Here is a 25239-nt window from a genome sequence, read left to right on the forward strand (position 1 = left end):
ATAACGCCAACGGCGTTATCCGCCGGATGCACCGGACCGGATATCGGCGCAACGAAAAAAGGGCCTCGTCCGAGGCCCCTTTTCTTTTCCGGCGCTACACCGCTCAGGACGCCGCGCGGCTTACCGAGCCGGTGCCGGCAGGCTCCTTCGGCGCCAGGTTGAAGGCGTAGTACAGGACGGTCAGCAGCAGGATGAACGGCGGGCCGATGTAGAGGGCGATGCGGGTGTCCTCGAAGAAGGCCATCAGCACCACCACCATCACCAGGAACGCCAGCGCCAGGTAGGAACTGACCGGGTACAGCCACATGCGGTATTGCAGCTTGTCGCACTCGGCCGGGCTGAGCGTCTTGCGGAAGCGCAACTGGGCCAGCAGGATCATCGCCCAGGTCCAGATCGCGCCGAAGGTGGCGATGGAAGTCACCCAGACGAATACCTTCTCCGGCACCAGGTAGTTCAGCAACACGCCCAGCAGCAGCGCCAGGATCGACAGGATCAGCGCCCGGCGCGGTACGCCGCTGCGCGAGGCCTTGCCGAAGAAGGCCGGGGCCTGGCGATGCTGGGCCAGGCTGTAGAGCATGCGCCCGGTACTGAAGATGCCGCCATTGCAGGACGACAGCGCGGCGGTGATCACCACGAAGTTGATGATCCCGGCGGCGGTCTTGATGCCCATGCGCTCGAAGGTCATCACGAAGGGGCTGCCCTGGGTGCCGATCTCGTTCCACGGATAGAGCGACATGATCACGAACAGCGAGCCGACATAGAACAGCAGGATGCGCCAGAACACCGAGTTGATCGCGCTGGGAATGGTCTTGGTCGGGTTACGCGCTTCGCCGGCGGTGAGGCCGATCATTTCCACCCCGAGGTAGGCGAACATCACCATCTGCAGCGACATCAGCACGCCCTGGATGCCATTGGGCATGAAGCCGCCGTGGGCCCAGAGGTTGGAGATGCCGGTGGCGATGCCGTCGTTGCCGAAGCCGAAGGCGATCATGCCGATGCCGACCACCACCATCGCCAGGATGGTGACGATCTTGATCAGGGCGAACCAGAACTCGAACTCGCCGAAGGCACGCACCGCGATGAGGTTGATCGTGCCCATGCTCGCCAGGGCCGCCAGGGCCCAGATCCAGCGCGGCACGTCGGGGAACCAGATACCCATGTAGACGGCGACGGCGGTGATTTCGGCGACACAGGTCACCAGCCAGAGGAACCAGTAGTTCCAGCCGGTGATGAAGCCCGCCAGCGGGCCCAGGTAGTCCTTGGCGTACTGGCTGAAGGAACCGGCCACCGGATTGTGTACCGCCATCTCGCCGAGGGCGCGCATGATCACCAGGATCGCCAGGCCGCCGAGGATGTAGGAGATCATGATGGCCGGGCCGGCCATCTGGATGGCCTTCGCCGAGCCCAGGAACAGGCCGACGCCGATACAGGCGCCGAGCGCCATCAGGCGGATGTGTCGCTCACCGAGCTCGCGCTTCAGGGAGCCGTCTTGAACCTTCTGTTCGCCGACAGACGACATGGGAACAACCTCATTTTGTTATTGAGATAGATCAGTTGCGGACTCGCTCGTGCGGTCGGGGTAGGGAAGCGGATTTCGCCAACGGCGCGGCCCCTGCGCGATACCGCACAGCGGGCGACGACGGGGCGTCATAGGTTCCAGGACTGCACACCGGAAGAGGCTGTCCGCTCTCGTGGAGCGAACGTGGGCATTGCGGGAGTCGACTACAACTGAGGTCGGGCCGGAGTTTTACACAAGATTTCAAGGCCGTCATGCCCCGCGATGGGGCAACTGGACCAAAGGCGTAAGGACCGCCAACGCTGAATGGATTCACTCCCTGGGCCGCGCGCGCAGCAGCAGGGACAGCGGCCGGCCGAGCCGGGAGTGGACGGTTTCGCGCTGGCCTTGCAGGCGCCAGCTGCGCTCGAGCAGCCGGCTGCGCTGCATGGGGTCAGCGCAGGGGTTCGCGGCAGCGGAGATCGCGGTAGGGGCCGTCGAGCCTGACCCAGCCGTCTCCCGGCGAGGTCTGCATGCAGGCGACCTGGCCGTCGAGCTTGCTCTGCCATTTGTAGAAGGGCGCCGGCGCGGCCTGCGCCGCGAGGCCGGAGAAACCCGCCAGGACGACACCGACGAGAAGGGGAAAAAGTGTGCGCATCGACATTCCGGACCCGAAACACAAGGAACTCAGACAGACACTCTAACCCCTGCGCCACGCCGCTCCAATCCTCGGTCGTCCGATTGCCGCCGGGGAGATTTTCCTTGCACGAATGACAGCAGGGTTGCAGCGGGACAACTAGACTTCCCCCCAGGTGCGGATGAATTGCGCAGCTACAGGCGGTGCGAGCATGGGTGCATCAGAACGATCCACGAACGACCCTTCCGAGCTGCAACCCTGCAGTCTCCCTGCCTCCGCTTCTCCTCGAAAAAGCCGTCTCCGCCAACGCCTGATGCTGATCGGCTTCGCCTTGCCGATCCTCGCCGCGGTGGGCATCGTGGTACTTCACGAAGCGCACACCTCGCGGCTGCAGGCACGCGAGCTGGCACGCTATGCCGCGACCCTGGACTACGAGGTGCGCCAGGGTCCCAGCGAGGCCATCCTGTTCCCGGCGGACGGCCCCTTCGACCGCCGCCTCGGCTACCAGTTGCTGCCTTCGTTCATGCAGCGCCTGTACGACCGCGACTACGCCATCACCCGCCAGGCGCACTTCTCCCCGGCACTGATGCGCTACGCCGAACACCGGCTGCTCCCGCCCTACGCGGAAAAGGCCCAGGCCGGGCTGGACATCGCCGATTGCCGCGGCGTGCCGATCTACGACTTCCGCTATCCGCAACGGCGCTACGCGAACTTCGCCAGCCTGCCGCCGCTGGTGGTGCAGAGCCTGCTGTTCATCGAGAACCGCGACCTGCTCGATCACGAACGCCCCTACCTCAACCCGGCGGTGGACTGGGGTCGCTTCACCCAGGCGGCGCTGTCGCAGGTCGGCAAGATGCTCGGCTTCAGCGCGCACTCCTCCGGCGGCAGCACCCTGGCGACCCAGATCGAGAAATACCGCCACTCTGCCGAAGGGCGCACCGGCAGCATCGGCGACAAGCTACGGCAGATGCTCTCGGCCAGCGTACGCAGCTATCGCGAAGGCCCGGCCAACTTCGCCGCGCGCCAGGACATCGTGCTCACCTACCTCAACTCGGTGCCGCTGTCGGCGGCGCCGGGCTACGGCGAGGTCACCGGCCTGGCCGATGGCCTGTGGGTCTGGTACGGCGCCGACTACCGGCAGGTCGGCGAGGCACTCGACGGCAAGGCCGGACTCGCCGCCCAGGGCCTGGCCCTGCGCCAGGTGCTGGCGCTGATGATCGCCCACCGCCGGCCTTCCTTCTATCTGGCGCCGCGCGGCCGCGACGAGCTGGACCGGATGACCGACAGCCACCTGCGGGTCCTGACCCAGGCCGGCGTCATCGAGGCGCCGTTACGCGATGCGGCGCTGGCGCAGAAGCTGGCGTTCCGCGACCCACGCAGCCAGCCGACGGTGCAACCGCTGCCGACCAACAAGGGCGTGACCCTGGCTCGCACCCGCCTGGCCGGGATGCTCGGCGTGCCACTGTACGACCTCGACCGTCTCGACCTGCGGGCCAATACCACCCTCCAGCACGAGTTGCAGGAAAGCGTCACCGCCTACTTGCAGAAACTCGCCGACCCGGACTACGCCGCCCAGCTCGGGCTGATCGGCGAACGCCTGCTGACCCCGACCTCGACCCGCTCGGTACGCTACAGCTTCACCCTGTTCGAACGTACGCCGAGCGGCAACCAGGTGCGGGTGCAGACCGACAACACCGACCAGCCCTTCGACATCAACGAAGGCAGCAAGCTGGAGTTGGGCTCCACCGCCAAGCTACGGGTGCTGGCCAGCTACCTGGAGACCGTCGCGCAGATCCACCGCGACTATGGCGGCATGAGCGTCGCCGAGCTGCGCAAGGTGGAAGTGGAGCCGCTCGATTTCATCCTCCGCTGGGGCATCGACTACCTGGTCGCCAGCCGCGACCGCGATCTTTCCGCGATGCTCCAGGCGGCCATGGAACGGCGCTATTCGGCCAGCCCCTACGAGAGCTTCTTCACCGGCGGCGGGCTGCACACCTTCAACAACTTCCGCAAGGAAGACAACGGCCGCCGGCCGATGCTGCTGGAAGCCCTGCGCGAATCGATCAACCTGCCCTTCGTGCGCCTGCTGCGCGACCTGATCCGCCACGATATCTACCAGAACGCCGGGAGCAAGGTGCAGTTGCTGGCCGACGACAAGGACCCGCGCCGCGCCGACTACCTCGACCGTTTCGTCGACAAGGAAAGCCAGGTCTACCTGCGCCGCTTCTGGGTCAAGTACCGCGACAAGGACGCCAACCAGCGCCTGGAGACCTTCCTCGACGGCCTGCGTCCCTGGCCGGTGCGGCTGGCCGCGATCCACCGCTACCTGCAGCCACAGGCCGACCTGGCGAGCTTCAGCGCCTTCCTCCGCGAACGCCTGCCCCACGGCAGCCTGACAGACAAGCGCGCCGCCGAGTTGTACGAGCGCTACGGCCCGGGCAAGTTCAACCTCAACGACCAGGGCTACGTCGCCCGCGTGCACCCGCTGGAGCTATGGCTGCTCGGCTATCTGCAGAAGCAGCCGCAGGCGACCTTCGGCGAGGCGGTGGCGGCCAGCGGCGCCGAGCGCAAGGAGGTCTACGGCTGGCTGTTCAAGTCGCGGCACAAGAACGCCCGCGACAAGCGCATCCGCATCCTGCTGGAGGTGGAGGCCTTCCTCGACCTGCACCAGCAATGGAAGAAACTCGGCTATCCCTTCGATCACCTGGTGCCCTCCTACGCCACCGCCCTGGGCAGCTCCGGCGACCGCCCGGCGGCGCTGGCCGAACTGATGGGGATCATCGTCAACGATGGCGTGCGCATGCCGACCCTGCGCCTGGAGCACCTCGACTTCGCCCTGGGTACGCCCTACGAGACGCGCTTCGCCCCGGAAGCCACCCTCGGCCAGCGGGTGATGACCTCGGAGGTCGCCACGACCCTGCGCAACGCCCTGTCCCAGGTGGTCGACGCCGGCACCGCGCGGCGCCTGCAAGGCACCTTCAGCCGTCCGGACGGCGCGCCACTGGTGATGGGCGGCAAGACCGGCACCGGCGACAACCGCCTGCAGACCTTCAGCGCCGGCGGCCACGTGCGCAGTTCGAAGGCACTGAACCGCACCGCCACTTTCGTCTTCTACATCGGCCCGCGGCACTTCGGTACCCTCACCGCCTACGTCGACGGCAGCGAGTCGAGCCAGTTCAAGTTCACCTCGGCCCTGCCAGTGCAGGTACTCAAGGGCATGGCACCGCTCCTCAGGGACTACCTCGACCCACGCACCGCCACCCGCTGCCAGGTACCGTTGTCGCCGCAACAGATCGGCCGCCTGTAGCGGTTCAGCGCACCGGCCAGTACCAGGCCGGTCGGTCCAGCTCGCGCAGCCCCTGGATGCGGGTCTCGCCGAAGTCCTTCTCCAGCCCCAGCGAATGGCATTCCGGGTGCTCTTCGAGCGTCGCGACAAGCCGCGCGGCGTGCGACACCACCAGCACCTGGGAGTGCTGCGCGGCCTGGCCGACCAGGCGCCCGAGGGCCGGCAGCAGGTCGGGATGCAGGCTGGTTTCCGGTTCGTTGAGCACCAGCAGCGCCGGCGGCCGCGGCGACAACAGGGCGGCGATCCACAGCAGGTAGCGCAGGGTGCCGTCCGACAGCTCCGCGGTGCGCAGCGGCCGCAGCAGGCCGGGCTGCTCGATCAGCACTTCGAAGCGCCCTCCCGGGTTGTCGATGTGCAGGCGGCTGCCGGGAAAGGCATCGTCCACCGCCTCGTCCAGCGCCGCCGCATCGCCGATCTCGCGGATGGTCTGCAGGGCCGCGGCCAGGTCGGCGCCGTCGGCGCCCAGCACCGGCGTATGGGTGCCGATCTGCGGCCGCCGCGCCGGTGCCTCGGCGTCGCTGCGGAAATGGTCGTAGAAGCGCCAGGAGCGGATCCGCTCGCGCAGGCCGAGCAGTTCCGGCACCTGTCGCGGGTCCACCGCCGCGCCCAGCATGCTGTCGAAGGTGGCGAGGTGCTGCGCCGCCACTTCCCAGCGACCGCCGCCGCCGCGTGCGCGCAACAACGGCCCGCGACGGTCGACGAGGACATTGGCCGGGCGCAGGAACGGGCCGGCCCAGATGCATTCGCGCTTGATCACCGGGTCGAGACCGAACTTGCTCTGGCTTGGCTCCGGCAGGCCGAGGTCGATGCAATAACCGAAATCCTCCCCGGCGAAGCCCAGGCGCAGGTTCACCGACTGCCGGCGCACGCTGCCTTCGATCGGCTGGGCGCCACTGCGCATGGCCCGGCTGATGTCCTCCGGTCCCGCCCACAGGGTCGATGGCAGGCCGCCCTCGCGCGCCAGCGACGGGATCACTTCGCCGCGCGCGCTGTCCGCCAGCAGGCGCAAGGCCCGGTAGACGTTGGACTTGCCGGCGCCGTTGGCGCCGGTGATCAGGTTCAGGCGCCGCAGCGGCATCACCAGGTCGCGCAGGGTGCGGTAGTTGGACACCGCCAGGGTGGTCAGCATGGCTGCTCTCGAAGGAACGGAAACGCGGCCGATTGTAGGCCAAATGCCGCATCGCTTACTTGAGCCCGGCCACCCCGGCGACGATCAACCCGACAGAAACCAGCTTCACCGCCGTCAGGCTCTCGCCAAGCAGCAGGACGCCGAGGAACACCGTGCCCAGCGAGCCGATCGCGGTCCAGATCGGATAGGCGACGCTGACCGGCAACTCGCGCAGCGCCAGGGTCAGGAAATAGATCCCGCCGATCGCCGCGACCACCGTCAGCAGCGACGGCCAGAGTCTGCCGAAGCCGTTGGAGAACTTCATGCCCATGGCGAAGGCGACCTCGAAGGCCGCCGCCACCAGCAGATGGAACCAGGCCATGGCGGCTCCTCAGGCCGACCGCGCCAGCGTCAGCAGGCGCTGTTCCGCCTCGGCGCAGGAGTCCTCGAAGGACCTGCCGCCGGATTCCTCGCCTTCCGCCGCGACCACCGTGACCTCGTCGATGCCGATGAAACCCAGCGCGGTGCGCAACCAGGGATCGGCGTGGTTCATCGCCTGGTTCTCGCCGCCCGGGCCGAAGCCATGGCCACCGCGACTGGTGACGATCAGCGCACGCTTGCCACGCAGCAGCGGCCGGTACTGGGCGACGCCATTGTCGAGGACGAAATCGAAGGTCACCCCGAGGCGCACGATCTGGTCGATCCAGGCCTTCAGGCCGCTGGGCACGCTGAAGTTGTACATCGGCGTGGAGATCACCAGCAGGTCGCTGTCGAACAGTTCGCCGACCAGTTGGTCGCTCAGCGCCAGGTCGGCCTGCATCGCCAGCGAACGCTGTTCCGGCTGGGGATGGAAGGCGGCGGCGACGAAGGCCTCGGTGACCGCCGGAAGCGGTACCCGGCCGACTTCGCGGCGCGCCACGCGGGCCTGCGGATGGGCTTCGCGATAGGCCGCCAGGAAAACCTCGGCGAGACGCCGGGACTGCGAGCGCTCGCCTCGCGGACTGGCATGCACTGCAAGAATTCTACTCATCTGTATCTCCTTGGATTCGGCTAGACTCGAATGGCCTCAAGGCCCTTCTCCTGGAGCCAGAAATTATTGGCAGCGGGGATTCCCGACAAATGAGCAATAGTTGTTCAGGGTGAATTCAGTTCACCCATGGAGATTCCAATGTTCGCTTCCCTGCCGCTGACCGCGTTGCGCACCTTCGAATCGGCGGCCCGCCAGTCGAGCTTCAAGGCCGCCGCCGAGGAGCTTGCGGTAACGCCAACCGCGGTTTCCCACCAGATCCGTTCGCTGGAAGCCTGGCTCGGCGTTCCGCTGTTCCAGCGCCTGCCACGGAAAGTGCGCCTGACCGACTGCGGCGAACGGCTGTTCCGCAGCCTGCACGGGGCCCTGCTGGAAATTTCGCAGAGCGTCGACACGCTGCGTCCGCAGCGCAGCGTAGGCAACCTGACGGTCTCCACCACCCCGGCCTTCGCCGCCCTCTGGCTGGTGCCGCGTCTCGGCCGCTTCTACGCCGCGCACCCGCAGATCAACCTGCGCCTGGACACCAACTGCGAAGTCCTCGACCTGCACCAGGACGCCAGCATCGACCTGGTGATCCGCTACAGCCTCGACGACCATCCGAACTTCTACGGTCTCTGCCTGTTCGACGAATGCTTCGCGGTCTACGGCTCGCCGGCCCAGGTCGCCCTGGCCGCAGAACGGCAGCCGACCCTGATCAGCGTGCGCTGGCACAACTCCAGGCTCTACGCCCACGGCTGGGAGGCCTGGTGCGCGCAGGCCGGCGAAGACTGGATGGAGGGCCAGCCGGTGATCCGCCAGTACGACGAGGAGCACTACGCCCTGCAGGCGGCCATCGCCGGCCAGGGACTGGTGCTGGCCAGTTCGATCCTGGTTTCGGAAAGCGTCGCCAGCGGCCTGCTGCAACCCTACAGAGCGGATATCAGTGTCGACGGCGCCGGCTACAGCGCGCTATGCGTGCCCGGACGGGAACGTCATCCGCCGGTGAAGGCATTCTTCGAATGGCTGAGGCTGGAGGCACGACAGTCGGGGCACGCTTGCCGGCTGGAGCGGGACGCCTGAGCGGCGCGGCGGGACAGGGACAACGCGGCTGCCGTTATCCGTCCTGCGCGGCCAGGCGCAGCAGCCGCCGGACAAAACGACGGCCCGCACCTTGCGGGGCGGGCCGTCTCCATGCGCGGGCGCTTTACCCGCCCGCAGGCTCGATCAGCGCTGGGTTACCGGAGCGGCGGAACCCTGGTGCGCCTCGCGGTACTCCTGCTCCGCATCGTCGAAGCGCTTGAGCATGCTCGTCGAAGGCGCCTTGCCGAGCAGGCTGAAGACGACGATGGCGACGCTGGCGAAGAGGAAGCCGGGGATGATCTCGTACAGGCCGGTCCAGCCCAACAGGTTCTTCCACAGGATCACCGTCGCCGCGCCGACGATCATGCCGGCCAGCGCGCCGTTGCGGGTCATCCGCTTCCACAGCAGGGAGAACAGCACCAGCGGGCCGAAGGCGGCGCCGAAGCCGGCCCAGGCATAGGACACCAGGCCGAGCACGCGGTTTTCCGGGTTGGAGGCCAGCCAGATGGCGATCACCGCCACCAGCAGCACCATGGCGCGACCGACCCAGACCAGTTCCAGCTGGCTGGCGCCCTTGCGCAGGAAGGCCTTGTAGAAGTCCTCGGTGAGCGCCGAGGAGCAGACCAGCAGCTGGCAGCTCAGGGTGCTCATGACCGCGGCGAGGATGGCGGACAGCAACACGCCGGCGATCCACGGGTTGAACAGGATCTTGGCCAGCTCGATGAATACCCGCTCGGGGTTCTCGCTGACCGCGCCGGCCTGCTCCGGATGCGCCTGGAAGTAGGCGATGCCGAAGAAGCCCACGGCCACGGCGCCACCGAGGCAGAGGATCATCCAGGTCATGGAGATGCGGCGCGCGGCCGGGATCGATTTCACCGAGTCGGCGGCCATGAAGCGCGCCAGGATGTGCGGCTGGCCGAAGTAGCCCAGGCCCCAGGCCATCAGCGAGATCACGCCGATGAAGGAGGCGCCCTTGAGCATGTCGAAGCTGGTCGCGTCCTTCAGCTCGATGGCGGTGAAGGTCGGCTCGACGCCGCCGGTGGCGAGCATCACGATCACCGGGGTGAGGATCAGCGCGAAGATCATCAGCGAGGCCTGCACGGTGTCGGTCCAGCTCACCGCGAGGAAGCCACCGATGAAGGTGTAGGCGATGGTCGCCGCGGCGCCGGCCCACAGCGCGGTCTCGTAGGAGAGGCCGAAGGTGCTCTCGAACAGGCGCGCACCGGCGACGATGCCGGAAGCGCAGTAGATGGTGAAGAACACCAGGATCACCAGGGCCGAGAAGATCCGCAGCAGGCGGCTGTTGTCCTCGAAGCGGTTGGTGAAGTAGTCGGGCAGGGTCAGCGCGTTGCCGTTGTGCTCGGTCTGCACCCGCAGGCGGCCGGCGACGAACAGCCAGTTGAGGTAGGCGCCGACGATCAGGCCGATGGCGATCCAGCTTTCGGACAGGCCGGACAGGTACACCGCGCCGGGCAGGCCCATCAGCAGCCAGCCGCTCATGTCGGAGGCGCCGGCGGACAGCGCCGTGACGAAGCTGCCGAGGCTGCGGCCACCGAGGATGTAGTCGGAGAAGTTGTTGGTGGAGCGATATGCCGCCAGGCCGATCAGGACCATGGCCGCGATGTAGATCACGAAGGTGATCAGCGTGGGCGTATTGACACTCATAGGGACTCCCCTATTGCTTGTTTTTATCCGGGCCCTTGCGTGTGCAAGCAACGGGTAGCGGGCCCTTGGTTGGCAGAATGGCGCTTGTGGCGTCACTCCGTGAGCGCTTGCCGGAGCAAGCCGGAAACGTGGGTGGCCTCAAACGAGTCCGAACAGGCCCACGCCTCACGATCCCTCCCCTGTCGGGCAGGGAAAATCGTCCTTTATGGTCCGTTCCGGGCACGCACCGGAACGGCGGTCATTTCCCTCGGCGTTCGCTGCGGCGAACCCCGGAAACCGACCCGGGCGCCAAGGCGCCCGGGAACGGAGTATCACTCGGCGTCGGCCAGCGACAGCAGCGACGCGTTGCCGCCCACCGCGGTGGTGTTCACCGACGTGGTGCGCTCGCTGACGAAACGCAGCAGGTAGTTCGGCCCGCCGGCCTTGGGACCGGTGCCGGACAGCCCGTGGCCGCCGAACGGTTGCACGCCCACCACCGCGCCGATCTGGTTGCGGTTGATGTAGAGGTTGCCGACCCGCGCCAGCTCTTCGATGCGACGGGCGGTTTCCTCGTTGCGGCTATGGACCCCCATGGTCAGGCCGAAACCGGTGGCGTTGATCGCCTGCACGACCTTTTCCAGGTCCTGCGCGGCATAACGCACCACGTGCAGCACCGGGCCGAAGTTCTCTTTCTTCAGCTCGTCGATGCCGCTGATCTCGAACGCGACGGGAGCGACGAAGTGACCGTTCAGGTTGCCCGGCACCTTGGTCTCGGCGATCAGCTTGCCGGCGGCCTTCAGCGCGGCGATGTGCTGCTCCAGGCCGGCCTTGGCCTCGGCGTCGATCACCGGGCCGACGTCGCTGACGCGCACGTCGGTCGGGCCGACCTTCAGCTCGGCCATGGCGCCCTTGAGCAACTCGATCACCCGCTCGGCGATGTCCTGCTGCACGTACATCACGCGCAGCGCGGAGCAGCGCTGGCCGGCGCTGGTGAACGCGGATTGTACCGCATCCTTGATCACCTGTTCCGGCAAAGCGGTGGAATCGACGATCATCGCGTTCTGCCCGCCGGTCTCGGCGATCAGGGTGGCGATGGCGCCGGGCTTCTCGGCCAGTTGGCGGTTGATGATGCGGGCGGTGTCGGTGGAGCCGGTGAAGGCCACCCCGGCGACCCGCGCGTCACGGCAGAACACGCCGCCGAGGGTGGCGCCGTCGCCCGGCAGCAAGGCGATAACGTCCTTCGGCAGGCCGGCTTCGAACATCAGTTCGACGGTGCGCGCGGCGATCAGGCTGGTCTGCTCGGCCGGCTTGGCCAGCACAGTGTTGCCGGCCACCAGCGCGGCGCTGATCTGGCCGAGGAAGATCGCCAGCGGGAAGTTCCACGGGCTGACGCAGGCGAAGATGCCGCGGCCTTCGTAGAACAGCTCGTTGCGCTCGCCGGTCGGGCCGCGCAGTTCCTCGCGGACCAGGCGCTGGCGGGCCTGCTGGGCGTAGTAGCGGCAGAAGTCGACCGCCTCGCGGATCTCGTCGATACCGTCCTGCAACGACTTGCCGGCTTCCAGGGTGCACAGCGCCATCAGCTCGCCGCGCTGGGCTTCCAGCAGGTCGGCGAGACGCTCGAGGATGCCGGCACGCTCGTCCACCGGGGTGGCGCTCCAGCGCGGCCAGGCCGCCTGCAACACGTCGAGGGCCTTGCCGGCCTGCTCGGCGGACGCGTACTGGACGCTGCCGACCAGCCTCTCCAGGTCGTACGGGCAACGCACTTCGTGGGCCGGGCCGGAAAGTTTCTCGCCGTTGACGATCGGCGCGGCTTGCCACTGGCGGGTCAGGTGCGGCTTGTAGGCGAGCTCCAGCTCGTTCCACTGGTTCTGGATGTTCATGTTGATGCCCTGGGAGTTTTTCCGCCCGGCGCCGAAGATCGCCTGGGGCAGAGGGATACGGTCGTTGGCCAGCGTCTTGAACTGGCGCAGTTGGGTAACCGGGTGCTGGATCAGCGTCTCCACCGGCACGCGCGGGTCCACCAGCTTGTGCACGAAGGAAGAGTTGGCGCCGTTCTCCAGCAGGCGGCGGACCAGGTACGGCAGCAGGTCCTTGTGCGCGCCGACCGGGGCGTAGATGCGCACGTTGCGGCGGTACTTCTCGATCACCGTGTCGTACAGCGCGTCGCCCATGCCGTGCAGGCGCTGGAACTCGAAGTCGCGCTCCTCGCCGCCGGCGGCCCTGGCTTCGTCGGCCAGGGCGAGGATGGCGGTCACGGTGTGGGCGTTGTGGCTGGCGAACTGCGGGTAGATCACCCCGCGGGTGTGCTCGCTGAGCAGGTAGCGGGCGCAGGCCAGGTAGGAAGTGTCGGTGCCTTCCTTGCGGGTGTAGACGGGGTAGCCGTCGGCGCCCTGCACCTGGCACTGCTTGATCTCGCTGTCCCAGTAGGCGCCCTTCACCAGGCGCAGCGGGATGCGTGCGCCAAGCTCGCGGCCAAGCAGGGTCAGCCATACCAGCACCGGCAGGCAGCGCTTGGAGTAGGCCTGGATGACCAGGCCGAACTCGCCCCAGCCGGCGATGGCCGGGTCGCGCATCAGCTTCTCGTAGAGTTCGAGGGACAGCTCCAGGCGATCGGCTTCCTCGGCGTCGATGGTGATGCCGACGTTCAGCTTGCGCGCGCGCACCGCCAGTTCCAGGACGTTGGCGAACAGCTCGCTGAGCACCCGCTCGCGCTGCGCCACTTCGTAGCGCGGATGCAGCGCCGAGAGCTTGATCGAGATCGACGGCCGCGGCCCCGGACCGACCTGCGGCTCGGCGCCGACGGTGTCGATGGCCTGGCGGTAGTCGGCCATGTATTTCTCGGCGTCGGCGGCGGTCAGCGCGGCCTCGCCGAGCATGTCGAAGGAATAGGTGTAGCCCTGCTCGCGGCATGGACGACCGTTCTTCAGCGCTTCGGAGATGGTCCGGCCAAGCACGAACTGCTTGCCCATCAGCTTCATCGCCTGGTTCATCGCGGCGCGGATCACCGGTTCGCCGGAGCGCTGCACCAGCCGGCTGATGACGCTCGGGGCGCGGCCGTCGGTGCGTTCGTCGATGTTCACCACCTTGCCGGTCATCACCAGGCCCCAGGCGGCGAAATTGACCAGAACGTTGTCGCTCTGGCCGAGATGGCGCTGCCAGTCGGCGGCGGACAGCTTGTCGCGGATCAGCGCGTCGGCGGTCGCCGCGTCAGGCACACGCAACAGCGCCTCGGCCAGACACATCAGCATCAGGCCTTCCTGGGTGTCCAGGCTGTATTGGCGCAGGAGTGCGTCGAGGGTATCGACGGCGTTGTCCCGGCTGCGCACGGTTTCGATCAGTGCGCGGGCGTTGCGGCGGATAGCCTCGATGCCGTCGGGACCGGGGTCGGCGAGCTGCAGCAGTTCGCCCAGGTAGGCTTCCTCGTCGACCGCGTAGTTGGCGCTGATGACAGGGAAGAATTCGGCTGCGGACCGGGTCTGGTCCTCGCCCTGCAAGACGTGACTGGCTTTGAACATCACGCCCTCCTCTTGTGGAGCCATTGTTATTGAAAGAAGTCCGGCCAGGCGTCCATTGCCCGGGGCACCGCCGCCGGCGGGTTGTGCCGGCGGCGCGGCACGTCCTGTGGCGCGGGAATACGGATCAGTATGGGTCAGGCCCATTCCGCCGGCGCGAGGCACCAGCGGATAGCGGAATGTAGTGGCTGCGAGAGGGGCGATTCTTGCGAAAGACTCTGGAGTTTTTGCGGAAAACTCCTGGCTGCGGAACTTTCCCGTTCCTCTTCGCCGGCAGGCATGCGGACATTGCCGCTGCACGTCGGCACGACGCCATGCAGAGTGGCTACGCGGGTCTACCGACACAAAAAGAAATAATATAACATCCCAATAAATACGCCGATCCGACCCCGTCGCCCTTCCTCCGGGAAGGGCCTGGGTTCGCTTTGGCCTGAAAAAAGTCCGACCCATGACCATGGAGCCCGCAATGTCCTCTTCCGGCCTTTTCCCTTCCCGTCCGCTCTGGCCTCTCACGCCACTGGCGCTGGCCTGCCTGATTGTTTCGGGGGAAACGCTCGGCGCCGACGGCCGCCCCAGCGAATTGCCCTCCCAGGTGATCACCGCCAACCCGCTGGGCAACGAATCTCCCGCCACGCCCAGCAGCGTGCTCGAAGGCGACGAGCTGACCCTGCGACAGAAAGGCAGCCTCGGCGAAACCCTCAACGGCCTGCCCGGGGTGTCCTCCACCTACTTCGGACCGGGCGCCAGCCGACCGGTGATCCGCGGCATGGACGGTGATCGCATCCGCCTGCTGCGCAACGGCGTCGGTGCGCTCGACGCCTCGTCGCTGTCCTACGACCACGCGGTGCCGGAAGACCCCAACAGCGTCGAGCGCCTGGAAGTGGTACGCGGCCCGGCCGCCCTGCTCTACGGCGGCAATGCCATCGGCGGGGTGGTGAACAGCTTCGACAACCGCATCCCCAGCGAACCCGTCGACGGCATCCACGGCAGCGGCGAACTGCGCTACGGCGGCGCCGACACCACCCGTAGCCGCTCCGGCGCACTGGAGGCCGGCGACGGCAACTTCGCCCTGCACGTGGACGCCGCCAGCCGCGAGTTCAACGACGTCAGGATTCCCGGCTACGCCCATTCCAGCCGCCAGCGGCAGATCGACGGCGACACCGGCAAGCATCGGGTGCAGAACAGCGACGGCCGCCAGGACGGCGGCGCCGTCGGTGGCTCCTATCACTGGGAGCACGGTTACGCCGGCCTCTCCTACAGCGGCTACGACAGCAACTATGGCTCGCCGGCCGAGGACGACGTGCGCCTGAAGATGCAGCAGGACCGCTACGCCTTCGCCTCCGAGATCCGCGACCTCGAAGGCCCGTTCACCTCGCTGAAGCTGGACGCCGCCTATACCAAGTACGAGCACAAGGAAATCGAGGACGGCGAGACCGGCACCACCTTCAAGAACGAAGGCTACGAAGGCCGCATCGAGGCCCGCCACCGCCCGCTCGGCCCGCTGAACGGGGTGGTCGGCGCGCAGTTCGCCAACAGCCGCTTCTCCGCCCTCGGCGAGGAAGCCTTCGTGCCGCACACGGAAACCGACAGCGCCGCGCTGTTCGCCCTGGAGGAATGGAAGCTCAGCGACCGCCTCGACCTCAGCTTCGGCGCCCGCCTGGAGCACACCCGCGTGGACCCCGACGCCAAGGGCAACGAGCGCTTCGCCGAGAACGACGGTTCACAGAGCTTCACCACCGGCAGCCTGTCCACCGGCGCGGTGTACAAGCTGACGCCGATCTGGTCGCTGGCCGCCACCCTCAGCTACACCGAGCGCGCCCCAACCTTCTACGAGCTGTACGCCAACGGTCCGCACGCCGCCACCGGCACCTACGAGGTAGGCGATGCCGACGCGGACAAGGAAAAGGCGGTCTCCACCGACCTCGCCCTGCGCTTCGACAACGGCGTGCACAAGGGCAGCGTCGGGGTGTTCTACAGCCGCTTCTCCAACTACATCGGCCTGCTCGCCAGCGGTCGCCATCGCAACGAGGAAGGCGAAGTGGTCGCCGCCGGCGATGACGAGGCGCTGCCGGAATACCTCTACAGCGGCGTTCGCGCGGACTTCTACGGCGTCGAGGCGCAGGACCGCATCCACCTGCTGGAAAGCCCGTACGGCAACTTCGACCTGGAACTCTCCGGGGACTACACCCGCGCCAAGAACAAGGACACCGGCGAACCGCTGCCACGCATCGCCCCGCTGCGCCTGAACACCGCGCTGATCTGGGAGTTGCAGCAGTGGCAGGCGCGGGTCGATGTCGAACACGCCGCCTCGCAGCACCGCGTGCCGGAGGAAGAACTCTCCACCGACGGCTACACCACCCTCGGCGCCAGCCTCGGCTACAACTTCGACCTCGGCGAGAGCCGCTGGCTGGCCTTCGTCAAGGGCACCAATCTGACCAACCAGACCGTGCGCTACGCCAGTTCGATCCTGCGCGACCGGGTGCCGGCGGCGGGACGCGGCATCGAGGCGGGGGTGAAGGTGGCGTTCTGAGACAGGCCGTGCGGGACGAATTCGCTCGGCGGATGACGTCCGCGCCGTTATCCGCCCTACACCACTCCCGGTAGGGCGAATAACCGCCTGCGGTTATCCGCCGAAGGTGGCGGATGGCGCTCAGCCCTTGCGCAGCGACTTCGGCGTCAGCCCCAGGTAGCGGCGCATCGCCGTGGTCAGCGCGCTCTGGCTGGAGAAGCCGCATTCCTCGGCGATCCGCACCAGAGGCAGGCGGCTTTCCCGCAGCAACCGCGCGGCGCAGTCGAGGCGGACCTTGAGCAGGTACTGGTGCGGGGTCAGGCCGACGCTGTCCTTGAACTGCGCGTGGAAATGGCTCGGGCTGAGACAGGCGACCTGGGCCAGTTCGGCGACCGTGATGCGCCGCGCCAGGTTCCGCACGATATGCGCGTCCAGGCGCTCCAGGTCGAGCGGCCCGCTGGCCGCCAGGGGCTGCTGCTCGCCGAACAGGCGCAGGTGCAGGGCGCGGATCAGCACTCCGCCGAGGGCACGGGTCAGCAGCGGGTCGCTGCCGTAGCGGGCCAGTTCGGCGCCGGCGTAGCTGAGCAGGTTCTGGAAGTCGGCGTCCAGGGTCGGGTAGCGCGGCGCCTCGAACAGGCGCGCGAGCAGGTCGGGGTCTTCCGGGGTCGGGTTGTCCTCGCCCAGGTCGATGATCAGCATGCGGTTGTCGCCCACCCCGGCGAACACGTGGCCCGCCTCGCCCGGCACCAGGCAGGCGCGCATCCGGCAGACTTCCCCGCCACAGCCGTTGACCTCGAATTCGGCGCGCCCGGCCAGCGACATCACCAGTTGGTGATGCTCGTGGGCGTGGGTATGCGACTGGTCGGGCAGACGGATGAGGCGGGTGTCGAACATGAACGGCAACTGCTCAATTTTTGCGCACTCTACTCGACTTGCCCGACGCTGCCCAGCACCTTGCCGCAAGTGGTACCCGCGTACCGCGTGCTGCGTGGAAACCTTCGGCAACATCCTTGAACGGACAGGGATTGAAACCCGCCCCCGGGGCCCCATCTAGACTCTCATGTTTCAGTCAGTCAGGTGCCTCATGAGCGACCAGGACGTTAATCCCGAACACATCAGCGACGCGCAGCCCGCCGGCACCGGCCTGGTGCTGCCCGGCCAGACCCTGCCGACCACCCTCTACGTGATCCCGATCCACAACCGCCCGTTCTTCCCGGCGCAGGTGCTGCCGGTGATCGTCAACGAAGAACCCTGGGCGGAAACCCTCGAACTGGTGGCCAAGACCGACCACCATTCGCTGGCCCTGTTCTTCATGGACAATCCTCCGGAAGACCCGCGCCACTTCGACGTCAACAGCCTGCCCGAGCACGGCACGCTGGTCCGGGTGCACCATGCCTCGCGCGAGGGCGGCAAGCTGCAGTTCGTCGCCCAGGGCCTGTCGCGGGTGCGTATCCGGGGCTGGATCAAGCGCCATCGTCCGCCGTTCATGGTGGAGGTGGACTATCCGAAGACCCCGATCGATCCCAGTGACGAAGTGAAGGCCTACGGCATGGCCCTGATCAACGCGATCAAGGAGCTGCTGCCGCTCAATCCGCTGTACAGCGAGGAACTGAAGAACTACCTGAACCGCTTCAGTCCCAACGACCCGTCGCCACTCACCGACTTCGCCGCGGCCCTGACCACCGCGCCCGGCGGCGAACTGCAGGAAGTGCTGGACACCGTGCCGATCCTCAAGCGGATGGAGAAGGTCTTGCCGCTGCTGCGCAAGGAAGTGGAAGTCGCGCGCCTGCAGAAGGAACTGTCCGCCGAGGTCAACCGCAAGATCGGCGAACACCAGCGCGAATTCTTCCTCAAGGAACAGTTGAAGATCATCCAGCAGGAGCTGGGCATCACCAAGGACGACAAGAGCGCCGACGCCGACGAATTCCGCGCCCGCCTGGAAGGCAAGGTGCTGCCCGAGCAGGCGCGCAAGCGTATCGACGAAGAGCTGAACAAGCTGTCGATCCTCGAGAGCGGCTCGCCCGAGTACGCCGTCACCCGCAACTACCTGGACTGGGCCACAGCCCTGCCCTGGGGCGTGTACGGCAAGGACAAGCTCGACCTCAAGCATGCGCGCAAGGTCCTCGACAAGCATCACGCGGGCCTCGACGACATCAAGGATCGCATCCTCGAGTTCCTCGCCGTGGGTAGTTTCAAGGGCGAGATCGCCGGCTCCATCGTGCTCCTGGTCGGCCCGCCGGGAGTGGGCAAGACCAGCATCGGCAAATCCATCGCCGAGAGCCTCGGCCGGCCGTTCTACCGTTTCAGCGTCGGCGGCATGCGCGACGAGGCGGAGATCAAGGGCCACCGCCGCACCTACATCGGCGCCCTGCCCGGCAAGCTGGTGCAGGCATTGAAGGAAGTCGAGGTGATGAACCCGGTGATCATGCTCGACGAGATCGACAAGCTCGGCGCCAGCTACCAGGGCGACCCGGCCTCGGCGCTGCTGGAAACCCTCGACCCGGAGCAGAACGTCGAATTCCTCGACCACTACCTGGACCTGCGCCTGGACCTGTCCAAGGTGCTGTTCGTCTGCACCGCCAACACCCTCGACTCGATCCCCGGACCGCTCCTCGACCGGATGGAAGTGATCCGCCTGTCCGGCTACATCTCCGAGGAAAAACTGGCCATCGCCAAGCGCCACCTGTGGCCCAAGCAGTTGGAAAAGGCCGGCGTACCTAAGGGCCGCCTGAGCATCAGCGATGCCGCGCTGCGCGCGGTGATCGAGGGCTATGCGCGGGAAGCCGGGGTGCGCCAGTTGGAGAAACAGCTCGGCAAGCTGGTGCGCAAGTCGGTGGTCAAACTGCTGGAGGATCCCGAGTCGAAGGTGAAGATCGGTCCCAGGGACCTTGAGGACTACCTCGGCATGCCGGTGTTCCGCAGCGAGCAGGTGCTTTCCGGGATCGGCGTGATCACCGGGCTGGCCTGGACCAGCATGGGCGGCGCCACCCTGCCGATCGAGGCGACCCGCATCCACACGCTGAACCGTGGCTTCAAGCTCACCGGCCAGCTCGGCGACGTGATGAAGGAATCCGCCGAGATCGCCTATAGCTACATCGGCTCGCACCTGAAGAAGTATGGCGGCGACCCGACCTTCTTCGACCAGGCGTTCGTCCACCTGCACGTGCCGGAAGGTGCCACGCCCAAGGACGGTCCCAGCGCCGGCGTCACCATGGCCAGCGCCCTGCTCTCCCTGGCGCGCAACCAGGTGCCGAAGAAAGGCGTGGCGATGACCGGCGAACTGACCCTGACCGGCCAGGTCCTGCCCATCGGCGGGGTCCGCGAGAAGGTGATCGCCGCGCGCCGGCAGAAGATCTTCGAGCTGATCCTGCCGGAAGCCAACCGCGGCCACTTCGAAGAGTTGCCCGACTATCTCAGGGAAGGGCTGACCGTGCATTTCGCCAAGCGCTACGGCGACGTGGCCAAGGTGCTGTTCCCGGCCTGAGCCGGCGGCGGATGGCCGACCGGTTCGGCCGTCCGCCGCGCCAACCTTGGCACTCGGGCGCCAGCAAGGTTTATGCTGGCGCCCTTTCCATTCGAGCCGAGGAGCGCTGCATGTCCTTTTCCCCCTCCCGTCTGCTGCTGCCATTGTCCATCGTGGTCCTGGCCGGCTGCGCCGGGCAACAGAAGCCGGTGGTCACCCTGGACGACGCCGACGACTGTTCGCCGCTGAAGCTGACGCAAGGCCAGGAACTGGTGCTGACCCTGCCGAGCAATCCCACCACCGGCTTCCGCTGGGAACTGCGCAACCCTGCTGCCAGCGTGCTCAAGCGCCTTGGCCCGGAGGTCTACAGCAATTCCGAAGAAGACAGCGGCCTGGTTGGCAGCGGCGGCGAATCGACCTGGCGCTTCCGCGTCGCCGCCAGCGGCGACGACCGCCTGGAACTGGTCTACCGGCGGCCCTGGGAAAAGGACGCGGAACCGGCGGAAAGCTTTTCCTGCGCGATCCAGGTGCGCTGAAACCGCTGCCCGCGGCGGACACATTCTGTACGAAGAGCGACGTCCTGCGCCGTGGCGACCTGGCCTATCTTGACAGGCCCCGTCGCCCTGAGGACTCCATGCTCCGCGCCTCCTTCGTCCTGCTCGCCCTGTCCTGCGCCGCTCCTCTGCTCTCGCTGGCCGAACCGTTGCGCTTCGCAGGCGACGACGGCTGCCCCTACCTGTGCCCTGGCACGCCGCAGCGGCCCGGCTACCTGGTCGAGGCGCTCAGCCAGGTCCTTCGGGAGCCACCGCACTTCGACAGCCTGCCCTGGCCGCGCGCCGTGCAGATGGTCCGCGACGGCCATCGCGACGGCCTGGTCGGCGCCTATGGACTCGACGGCCTGCGGGTCGGCAGCGAGCCCATCGGCTGGGTCGGGCTGGCCTTCTATACCCGCCACGACAGCGACTGGCACTACTCCGGCGATGCATCCCTGCTCGGCCAGCGCCTGGGCCTCGCCCAGGGCTACGTGAACAATCCGCGCTTCGAAGCCTGGCGCAGCCAGGCCGGCGACGACGACCTGCACCTGCAGGTCCTCGGCGGCGAGCGCGTGCTGCCGCGCAACCTGCAGAAACTGCTGCTCGGCCGCATCGACGTGCTATTGGAAGACCGCGACATCATCGAGCACTACCTGGAGCATCATCCGCAGCTCGCCGGACAGATCCGCCGCGCCGGCGGACTACCCGGGCGGCAGCCGCTGCACGTCGGCCTCAGCCCGCACCTGCCGGAGGTCGACGCGCGTCTCGCGGAACTCGACGAAGGGCTGCGCCAACTGCGTCGCGAAGGCACCCTGAAGGTCCTCGGCGAGCGCTATAGGCTTTCTTTCGAATGACTTTCCGGGCCGCCGGAAATCCGCCGCCAGACCAGCAACCACGCTGCTTTCAGCCGATTGAATAAATTCCGGCAGGCCTTTTTGGCGTCGTCTATTACTCAATCTACGACGGCACCGAAAGGAGGCGCGTCATGGGCACCGCTCTTCGTTACTCACTGCTCTGGGCATCCACTGTCTTCGTTTCCTCCTGCGGCAGCCTGCTGCCCAGCGAACGAGCGGAAGTCCAATCCCCCTTCGTCGACTACCTCGATGCCGAACTGCGCTATTCCCAGGCGCAACCCGGCAGCACGACCCGTTCGCAGCTGTTCGGGCTGGGTTTCGATCCATTGACCCAGGGCAACGGCCGCATGCTGTCGTTCATCGACGTGCGGCTCATGTTCATCCAGCCGAACATCCCCATCGATTACCTGCCGGGCGGCCTGGTGCAATGCCTGGAAGCGAAGGACCGTTGCATCGGCTACGCCTTCGATTTCAGCAAGACCGACACCCAGCGGGTCGGCAGCTTCTGGGCGGACGTGTTCAACTTCCGCAAGAAACGGGAGTTGCAGGGCTGGTCGTTCAAGGCGGTGTTCGTCTTCGTCAACGACGTGCTGGTGCACAAGGTCAGCAACGGCGAACCGAACATCCATCGCCTGGAAGACAAGAAGAACCCGCTGGGTCCGCTGCAGGGCGCGGGAGAGTACTTCTCCGACAAGCTCAGGTGATTCGCCTGCGCGCATGGGTGAATCGTCGCCGCGCAGTTGGGCGACGCTCATCCCTCGGCTACAATTCGGCCCCCTGAAAAGCCGTGATGCCCGAGGTCACCCGCGTGAGCGAGTCCGATCGCCTGTTCGCCCAACCCCAGCAACGTGTCGCCGACTTCGTGTTCAACGAAGACGTGGTGCGCGTGTTCCCCGACATGATCAAGCGCTCCGTGCCGGGCTACCCCACCATCGTCGAGAACATCGGCGTACTCGGCGCGCAGTTCGCCCAGCCGAACAGCGTGCTCTACGACCTCGGCTGCTCGCTCGGCGCGGTCACCCAGTCGCTGCGCCGCCACGTCCGCAACGACGGCTGCCGGGTGATCGGGGTGGACAACTCGCACGCGATGATCGAGCGCTGCAGTGAATACCTGCATGCCCAGGACGCCATGTACCAGGAGCTGCTGCCGGTCGAGCTGATCGAGGCCGACATTCTCGCCCTGGACCTGCAACCCACCTCGCTGGTGGCGATGAACTTCACCCTGCAGTTCGTCGCCCCCGACCAGCGCCTCGGCCTGCTGCGCAGGATCCGCCAGGCACTGCTGCCCGGCGGCGCGCTGATCCTCTCGGAGAAACTGCGCTTCGCCGATGCGCAGGAGCACGCGCTGCTCACCGACCTGCACATCGCCTTCAAGCGTGCCAACGGCTACAGCGAGCTGGAGATCGCGCAGAAGCGCAGCGCGCTGGAAAACGTCATGCTCCCCGACACCTTCGAGGAACACCGTGAACGGCTCCTGGCCGCCGGCTTCAGCCGGGTCAGCCAATGGTTCCAGTGTCTCAACTTCGCCTCGATGATCGCCCTGCCATGATCCAGCACCTCGCCCTCGACGCCCTCCAGCGACACCTCGCCGGCTCTCCGCTGTACGGCTGGGCGACCAGCCTGCCCGCGCAGATCGCCGCGCGCATCGAGGAAGGCCACGGCGACCTGGCCCGTTGGTGGAGCGCGGTCCAGCGCCTGCCCCAGGTGCCCGCGCCGAAGGTCGAACTGGCCCAGCGCTTCGCCCTGCACAGCGACCACGATGCGGCGCTGCAAGCGCAGGTGAAGGAAGCGCTGCAAGGGCTGATTCCCTGGCGCAAGGGGCCGTTCGACTTCTTCGGCGTACAGGTCGATACCGAATGGCGTTCCGACTGGAAATGGGAGCGTGTCTCGCCACATGTCGAACTGCGTGGCAAACGCGTCCTCGACGTCGGCTGCGGCAACGGCTACTACCAGTGGCGCATGCTCGGCGCCGGCGCGGAAAGCGTGGTCGGGGTCGATCCGAACTGGCTGTTCCTCTGCCAGTTCCTCGCCGCCAAGCGCTACCTGCCGGAGCTGCCGGCCTGGCACCTGCCGCTGGCCCTGGAAGACCTGCCGGAGAAGCTCGAAGGCTTCGACACGGTATTCTCCATGGGCGTGCTCTATCACCGTCGCTCGCCCATCGACCACCTGCTGGCGCTCAAGGACTGCCTGAAGCGCGGCGGCGAACTGGTCCTGGAGACCCTGGTGGTGGAAGGCGACGCCAGCACCGTGCTGGTGCCCGAGGACCGCTACGCGCAGATGCGCAACGTCTGGTTCCTGCCCTCGGTGGCAGCCCTGGAGCTCTGGCTGCGCCGCGCCGGGTTCGCCGACGCGCGCTGCGTCGACGTCAGCCTGACCAGCGTCGAGGAACAACGCTCCACCGAATGGATGCGTTTCCAGTCGCTGCCGGAATTCCTCGATCCGCAGGACCGTTCGCGAACCGTCGAAGGCCTGCCGGCACCGATGCGCGCCACGCTGGTGGCGCGCAAGCCCTGACAGCGAATAGGGAAAAGCCCATCCTCGGATGGGCTTTTTTTTGCTTTCATCCGCCCCGCAGGTCGACGGCAAGCGGGGCGCGATTGCCTCAGCGCTTGGTCGCCGCGGCCAGCATCAGCGCTTTCATCTCGGCCACCGCCTGCCTGAAGCCGACGAACAGGGCGTGGGCGACGATGGCGTGGCCGATGTTCAGCTCGTTGATGCCGTCGATGGCCGCGACCGGCTCGACATTGTGGTAGTGCAGGCCATGCCCGGCGTTGACGATCAGGCCGAGGGAACGCCCGAGGGCCACGCCCTCGCGTACCCGCTGCAGTTCACGGGCCTGCTCCTCGGGGTCTTCGGCGTCGGCGTAGCGACCGGTATGCAGTTCGATAGCCGGCGCGCCGACCCGGGCGGAGGCCTCGATCTGCCGCGGATCGGGATCGATGAACAGCGACACTTCGCTGCCCACCGCAGCCAGGCGTCGCACCGCGTCGCGGATGCGCTGTTCCTGGCCGGCGACGTCGAGGCCGCCCTCGGTGGTCAGTTCCTCGCGGCGCTCGGGGACCAGGCAGCTATGCGCCGGCCGGATCTCCTCGGCGAAGGCGAGCATTTCCTCGGTGACCCCCATCTCGAAGTTCATCCGCGTCTGCAGCACTTCCTTGAGCACCCGCACGTCGCGTTCCTGGATATGCCGGCGGTCCTCGCGCAGGTGCACGGTGATACCGTCGGCGCCGGCTTCCTCGGCGTCCAGGGCGGCCTTCACCGGGTCCGGATAGCGGGTGCCCCGGGCCTGGCGCAGGGTGGCGACGTGATCGATGTTCACGCCGAGCAGAATTCGAGTGGCTTCAGTCACGGGGTGACTCCTTACGGTTCATGAACAGCTCGCGGCTGACCAGCGGCCGGCCGCCCAGATGGGGAGCGAGCGCCTGGCGCATCAGGCGCTTGGCCGCCGCCAGGGCGCCGGGGGCGCTCCAGTCGGCGTCGGCCATGGATAACAGTTCGGAGCCCTGGAACAGCCCGGGTTGCAGTTGCGCCACCGGCTCCAGGCCGGCCTCTGGCAAAAGCTGGTACAACGCCTGCGGCTCGATCGGGCGCCCATCGATGTCGACATCGAGAGCGAAACCATAGCCCAGTTGCTCCAGCAGGCGCCATTCGAACGCGCGCAGCAGCGGTTCGATGGGGCGCCCCGCCGCCAGCAGCGGCAGGGTCGCGGCGTAGTGGGCGAAGATTTCCGGCTGCGGGTCTTCCGCCGGCAACAGGCGGATCAACAGCTCGTTGAGGTAGAGACCGCTGAACAGCGCCTGGCCATTGAGCAGGTTGGGAACACCGGCGCTTTCCAGCCGGGCCACGGTCTTCAGTTCGCCGCGCCCGCGCCACTCCGCTTCCAGCGGCACGAATGGCCGCGCCAGGGCGCCAGCCTTGCCGCGGGCGCCGCGCAGGACCGCGCGCAGGCGACCCAGCGGGGTGAAGAAATCCACCAGGGCGCTGGTTTCCTTGTACGGCCGGCTATGCAGCACGTAGGTGGCTTGGGCGGCGGCGAAGGACATGGCGGGTCG

General features: G+C 67.2%; 19 protein-coding genes. 9 read left to right on the forward strand and 10 right to left on the reverse strand.

The window, feature by feature from the left end; all coding sequences use genetic code 11:
• Positions 1-103: 103 nt before the first annotated feature.
• Both AC1RB9_RS21705 and AC1RB9_RS21710 read right to left on the reverse strand, forming a co-directional pair.
• Positions 104-1519, reverse strand: coding sequence for an amino acid permease (locus tag AC1RB9_RS21705; protein ID WP_003103066.1), 1416 nt, complete (start codon positions 1517-1519; stop codon positions 104-106).
• A gap of 430 nt (positions 1520-1949) precedes the next feature.
• The gene (locus AC1RB9_RS21710) at positions 1950-2159 is read right to left on the reverse strand and encodes a hypothetical protein (RefSeq protein WP_009875978.1); all 210 of its coding nucleotides are present in this window, start codon (positions 2157-2159) and stop codon (positions 1950-1952) included.
• Between the two features lie 154 nt (positions 2160-2313).
• Here AC1RB9_RS21710 and AC1RB9_RS21715 point away from each other — a divergent pair, with 154 nt between their 5' ends.
• The gene (locus tag AC1RB9_RS21715) at positions 2314-5439 is read left to right on the forward strand and encodes a transglycosylase domain-containing protein (protein ID WP_033873705.1); all 3126 of its coding nucleotides are present in this window, start codon (positions 2314-2316) and stop codon (positions 5437-5439) included.
• A 4-nt stretch (positions 5440-5443) separates the two neighbouring features.
• Here AC1RB9_RS21715 and AC1RB9_RS21720 read toward each other — a convergent pair whose 3' ends face one another.
• The 3 genes from AC1RB9_RS21720 to azoR1 are packed head-to-tail and all read right to left on the reverse strand — an operon-like array spanning position 5444 to position 7616.
• Positions 5444-6607, reverse strand: a complete 1164-nt coding sequence (locus AC1RB9_RS21720) for an AAA family ATPase (RefSeq protein WP_003109755.1) — start codon at positions 6605-6607, stop codon at positions 5444-5446.
• A gap of 55 nt (positions 6608-6662) precedes the next feature.
• Entirely contained in the window at positions 6663-6968 is a 306-nt protein-coding gene (locus AC1RB9_RS21725; RefSeq protein ID WP_003103070.1) for a DMT family transporter, read from the reverse strand.
• Between the two features lie 9 nt (positions 6969-6977).
• Positions 6978-7616: an FMN-dependent NADH-azoreductase AzoR1 gene (gene azoR1, locus AC1RB9_RS21730; protein ID WP_003454671.1), complete on the reverse strand. Its 639-nt coding sequence runs from the start codon at positions 7614-7616 to the stop codon at positions 6978-6980.
• 126 nt (positions 7617-7742) lie between these two features.
• Here azoR1 and AC1RB9_RS21735 point away from each other — a divergent pair, with 126 nt between their 5' ends.
• Positions 7743-8672: a LysR substrate-binding domain-containing protein gene (locus AC1RB9_RS21735; protein WP_003123025.1), complete on the forward strand. Its 930-nt coding sequence runs from the start codon at positions 7743-7745 to the stop codon at positions 8670-8672.
• A gap of 144 nt (positions 8673-8816) precedes the next feature.
• Here AC1RB9_RS21735 and putP read toward each other — a convergent pair whose 3' ends face one another.
• Positions 8817-10337, reverse strand: coding sequence for a sodium/proline symporter PutP (gene putP / locus AC1RB9_RS21740; RefSeq protein WP_003103073.1), 1521 nt, complete (start codon positions 10335-10337; stop codon positions 8817-8819).
• Between the two features lie 311 nt (positions 10338-10648).
• Positions 10649-13831: a bifunctional proline dehydrogenase/L-glutamate gamma-semialdehyde dehydrogenase PutA gene (gene putA, locus AC1RB9_RS21745; RefSeq protein WP_003085590.1), complete on the reverse strand. Its 3183-nt coding sequence runs from the start codon at positions 13829-13831 to the stop codon at positions 10649-10651.
• A gap of 463 nt (positions 13832-14294) precedes the next feature.
• Between putA and AC1RB9_RS21750 the strand changes: the two genes are divergently transcribed.
• Entirely contained in the window at positions 14295-16358 is a 2064-nt protein-coding gene (locus AC1RB9_RS21750) for a TonB-dependent receptor (RefSeq protein ID WP_003101985.1), read from the forward strand.
• Between the two features lie 120 nt (positions 16359-16478).
• On the opposite strand, the gene AC1RB9_RS21755 is transcribed toward AC1RB9_RS21750, so the two are convergent.
• Positions 16479-17231 carry an AraC family transcriptional regulator gene (locus tag AC1RB9_RS21755; RefSeq protein ID WP_003085585.1) on the reverse strand — a complete coding sequence of 251 codons (753 nt, stop codon included), beginning with the start codon at positions 17229-17231 and terminating at the stop codon, positions 16479-16481.
• 190 nt (positions 17232-17421) lie between these two features.
• On the opposite strand from AC1RB9_RS21755, the gene lon reads away from it, so the two are divergent.
• From lon to cmoB, 6 genes are all read left to right on the forward strand, one after another.
• The gene (gene lon / locus AC1RB9_RS21760; RefSeq protein ID WP_003101982.1) at positions 17422-19821 is read left to right on the forward strand and encodes an endopeptidase La; all 2400 of its coding nucleotides are present in this window, start codon (positions 17422-17424) and stop codon (positions 19819-19821) included.
• 110 nt (positions 19822-19931) lie between these two features.
• A complete protein-coding gene (locus AC1RB9_RS21765; protein ID WP_003085581.1) occupies positions 19932-20336 on the forward strand; it encodes a protease inhibitor I42 family protein in 405 nt (134 codons plus the stop codon).
• A gap of 98 nt (positions 20337-20434) precedes the next feature.
• Positions 20435-21187 (forward strand): substrate-binding periplasmic protein, encoded by a 753-nt coding sequence (locus tag AC1RB9_RS21770; protein ID WP_003101979.1) that lies wholly within the window; start codon positions 20435-20437, stop codon positions 21185-21187.
• Positions 21188-21318: 131 nt separating this feature from the next.
• A complete protein-coding gene (locus AC1RB9_RS21775) occupies positions 21319-21891 on the forward strand; it encodes a hypothetical protein (protein WP_003085577.1) in 573 nt (190 codons plus the stop codon).
• A 104-nt stretch (positions 21892-21995) separates the two neighbouring features.
• A complete protein-coding gene (gene cmoA / locus AC1RB9_RS21780; protein WP_003123029.1) occupies positions 21996-22736 on the forward strand; it encodes a carboxy-S-adenosyl-L-methionine synthase CmoA in 741 nt (246 codons plus the stop codon).
• Entirely contained in the window at positions 22733-23701 is a 969-nt protein-coding gene (gene cmoB / locus AC1RB9_RS21785; RefSeq protein ID WP_003085573.1) for a tRNA 5-methoxyuridine(34)/uridine 5-oxyacetic acid(34) synthase CmoB, read from the forward strand. Before cmoA ends, cmoB begins: the two co-directional genes overlap by 4 nt.
• An 88-nt stretch (positions 23702-23789) precedes the next feature.
• On the opposite strand, the gene pdxJ is transcribed toward cmoB, so the two are convergent.
• Together pdxJ and recO are read right to left on the reverse strand one after the other, a co-directional pair.
• The gene (gene pdxJ, locus AC1RB9_RS21790; RefSeq protein ID WP_003101974.1) at positions 23790-24536 is read right to left on the reverse strand and encodes a pyridoxine 5'-phosphate synthase; all 747 of its coding nucleotides are present in this window, start codon (positions 24534-24536) and stop codon (positions 23790-23792) included.
• Positions 24529-25230: a DNA repair protein RecO gene (gene recO / locus AC1RB9_RS21795; protein ID WP_003101972.1), complete on the reverse strand. Its 702-nt coding sequence runs from the start codon at positions 25228-25230 to the stop codon at positions 24529-24531. Before recO ends, pdxJ begins: the two co-directional genes overlap by 8 nt.
• Positions 25231-25239 lie beyond the last annotated feature (9 nt).

It is taken from the genome of Pseudomonas sp. 20-5, assembly GCF_056782835.1.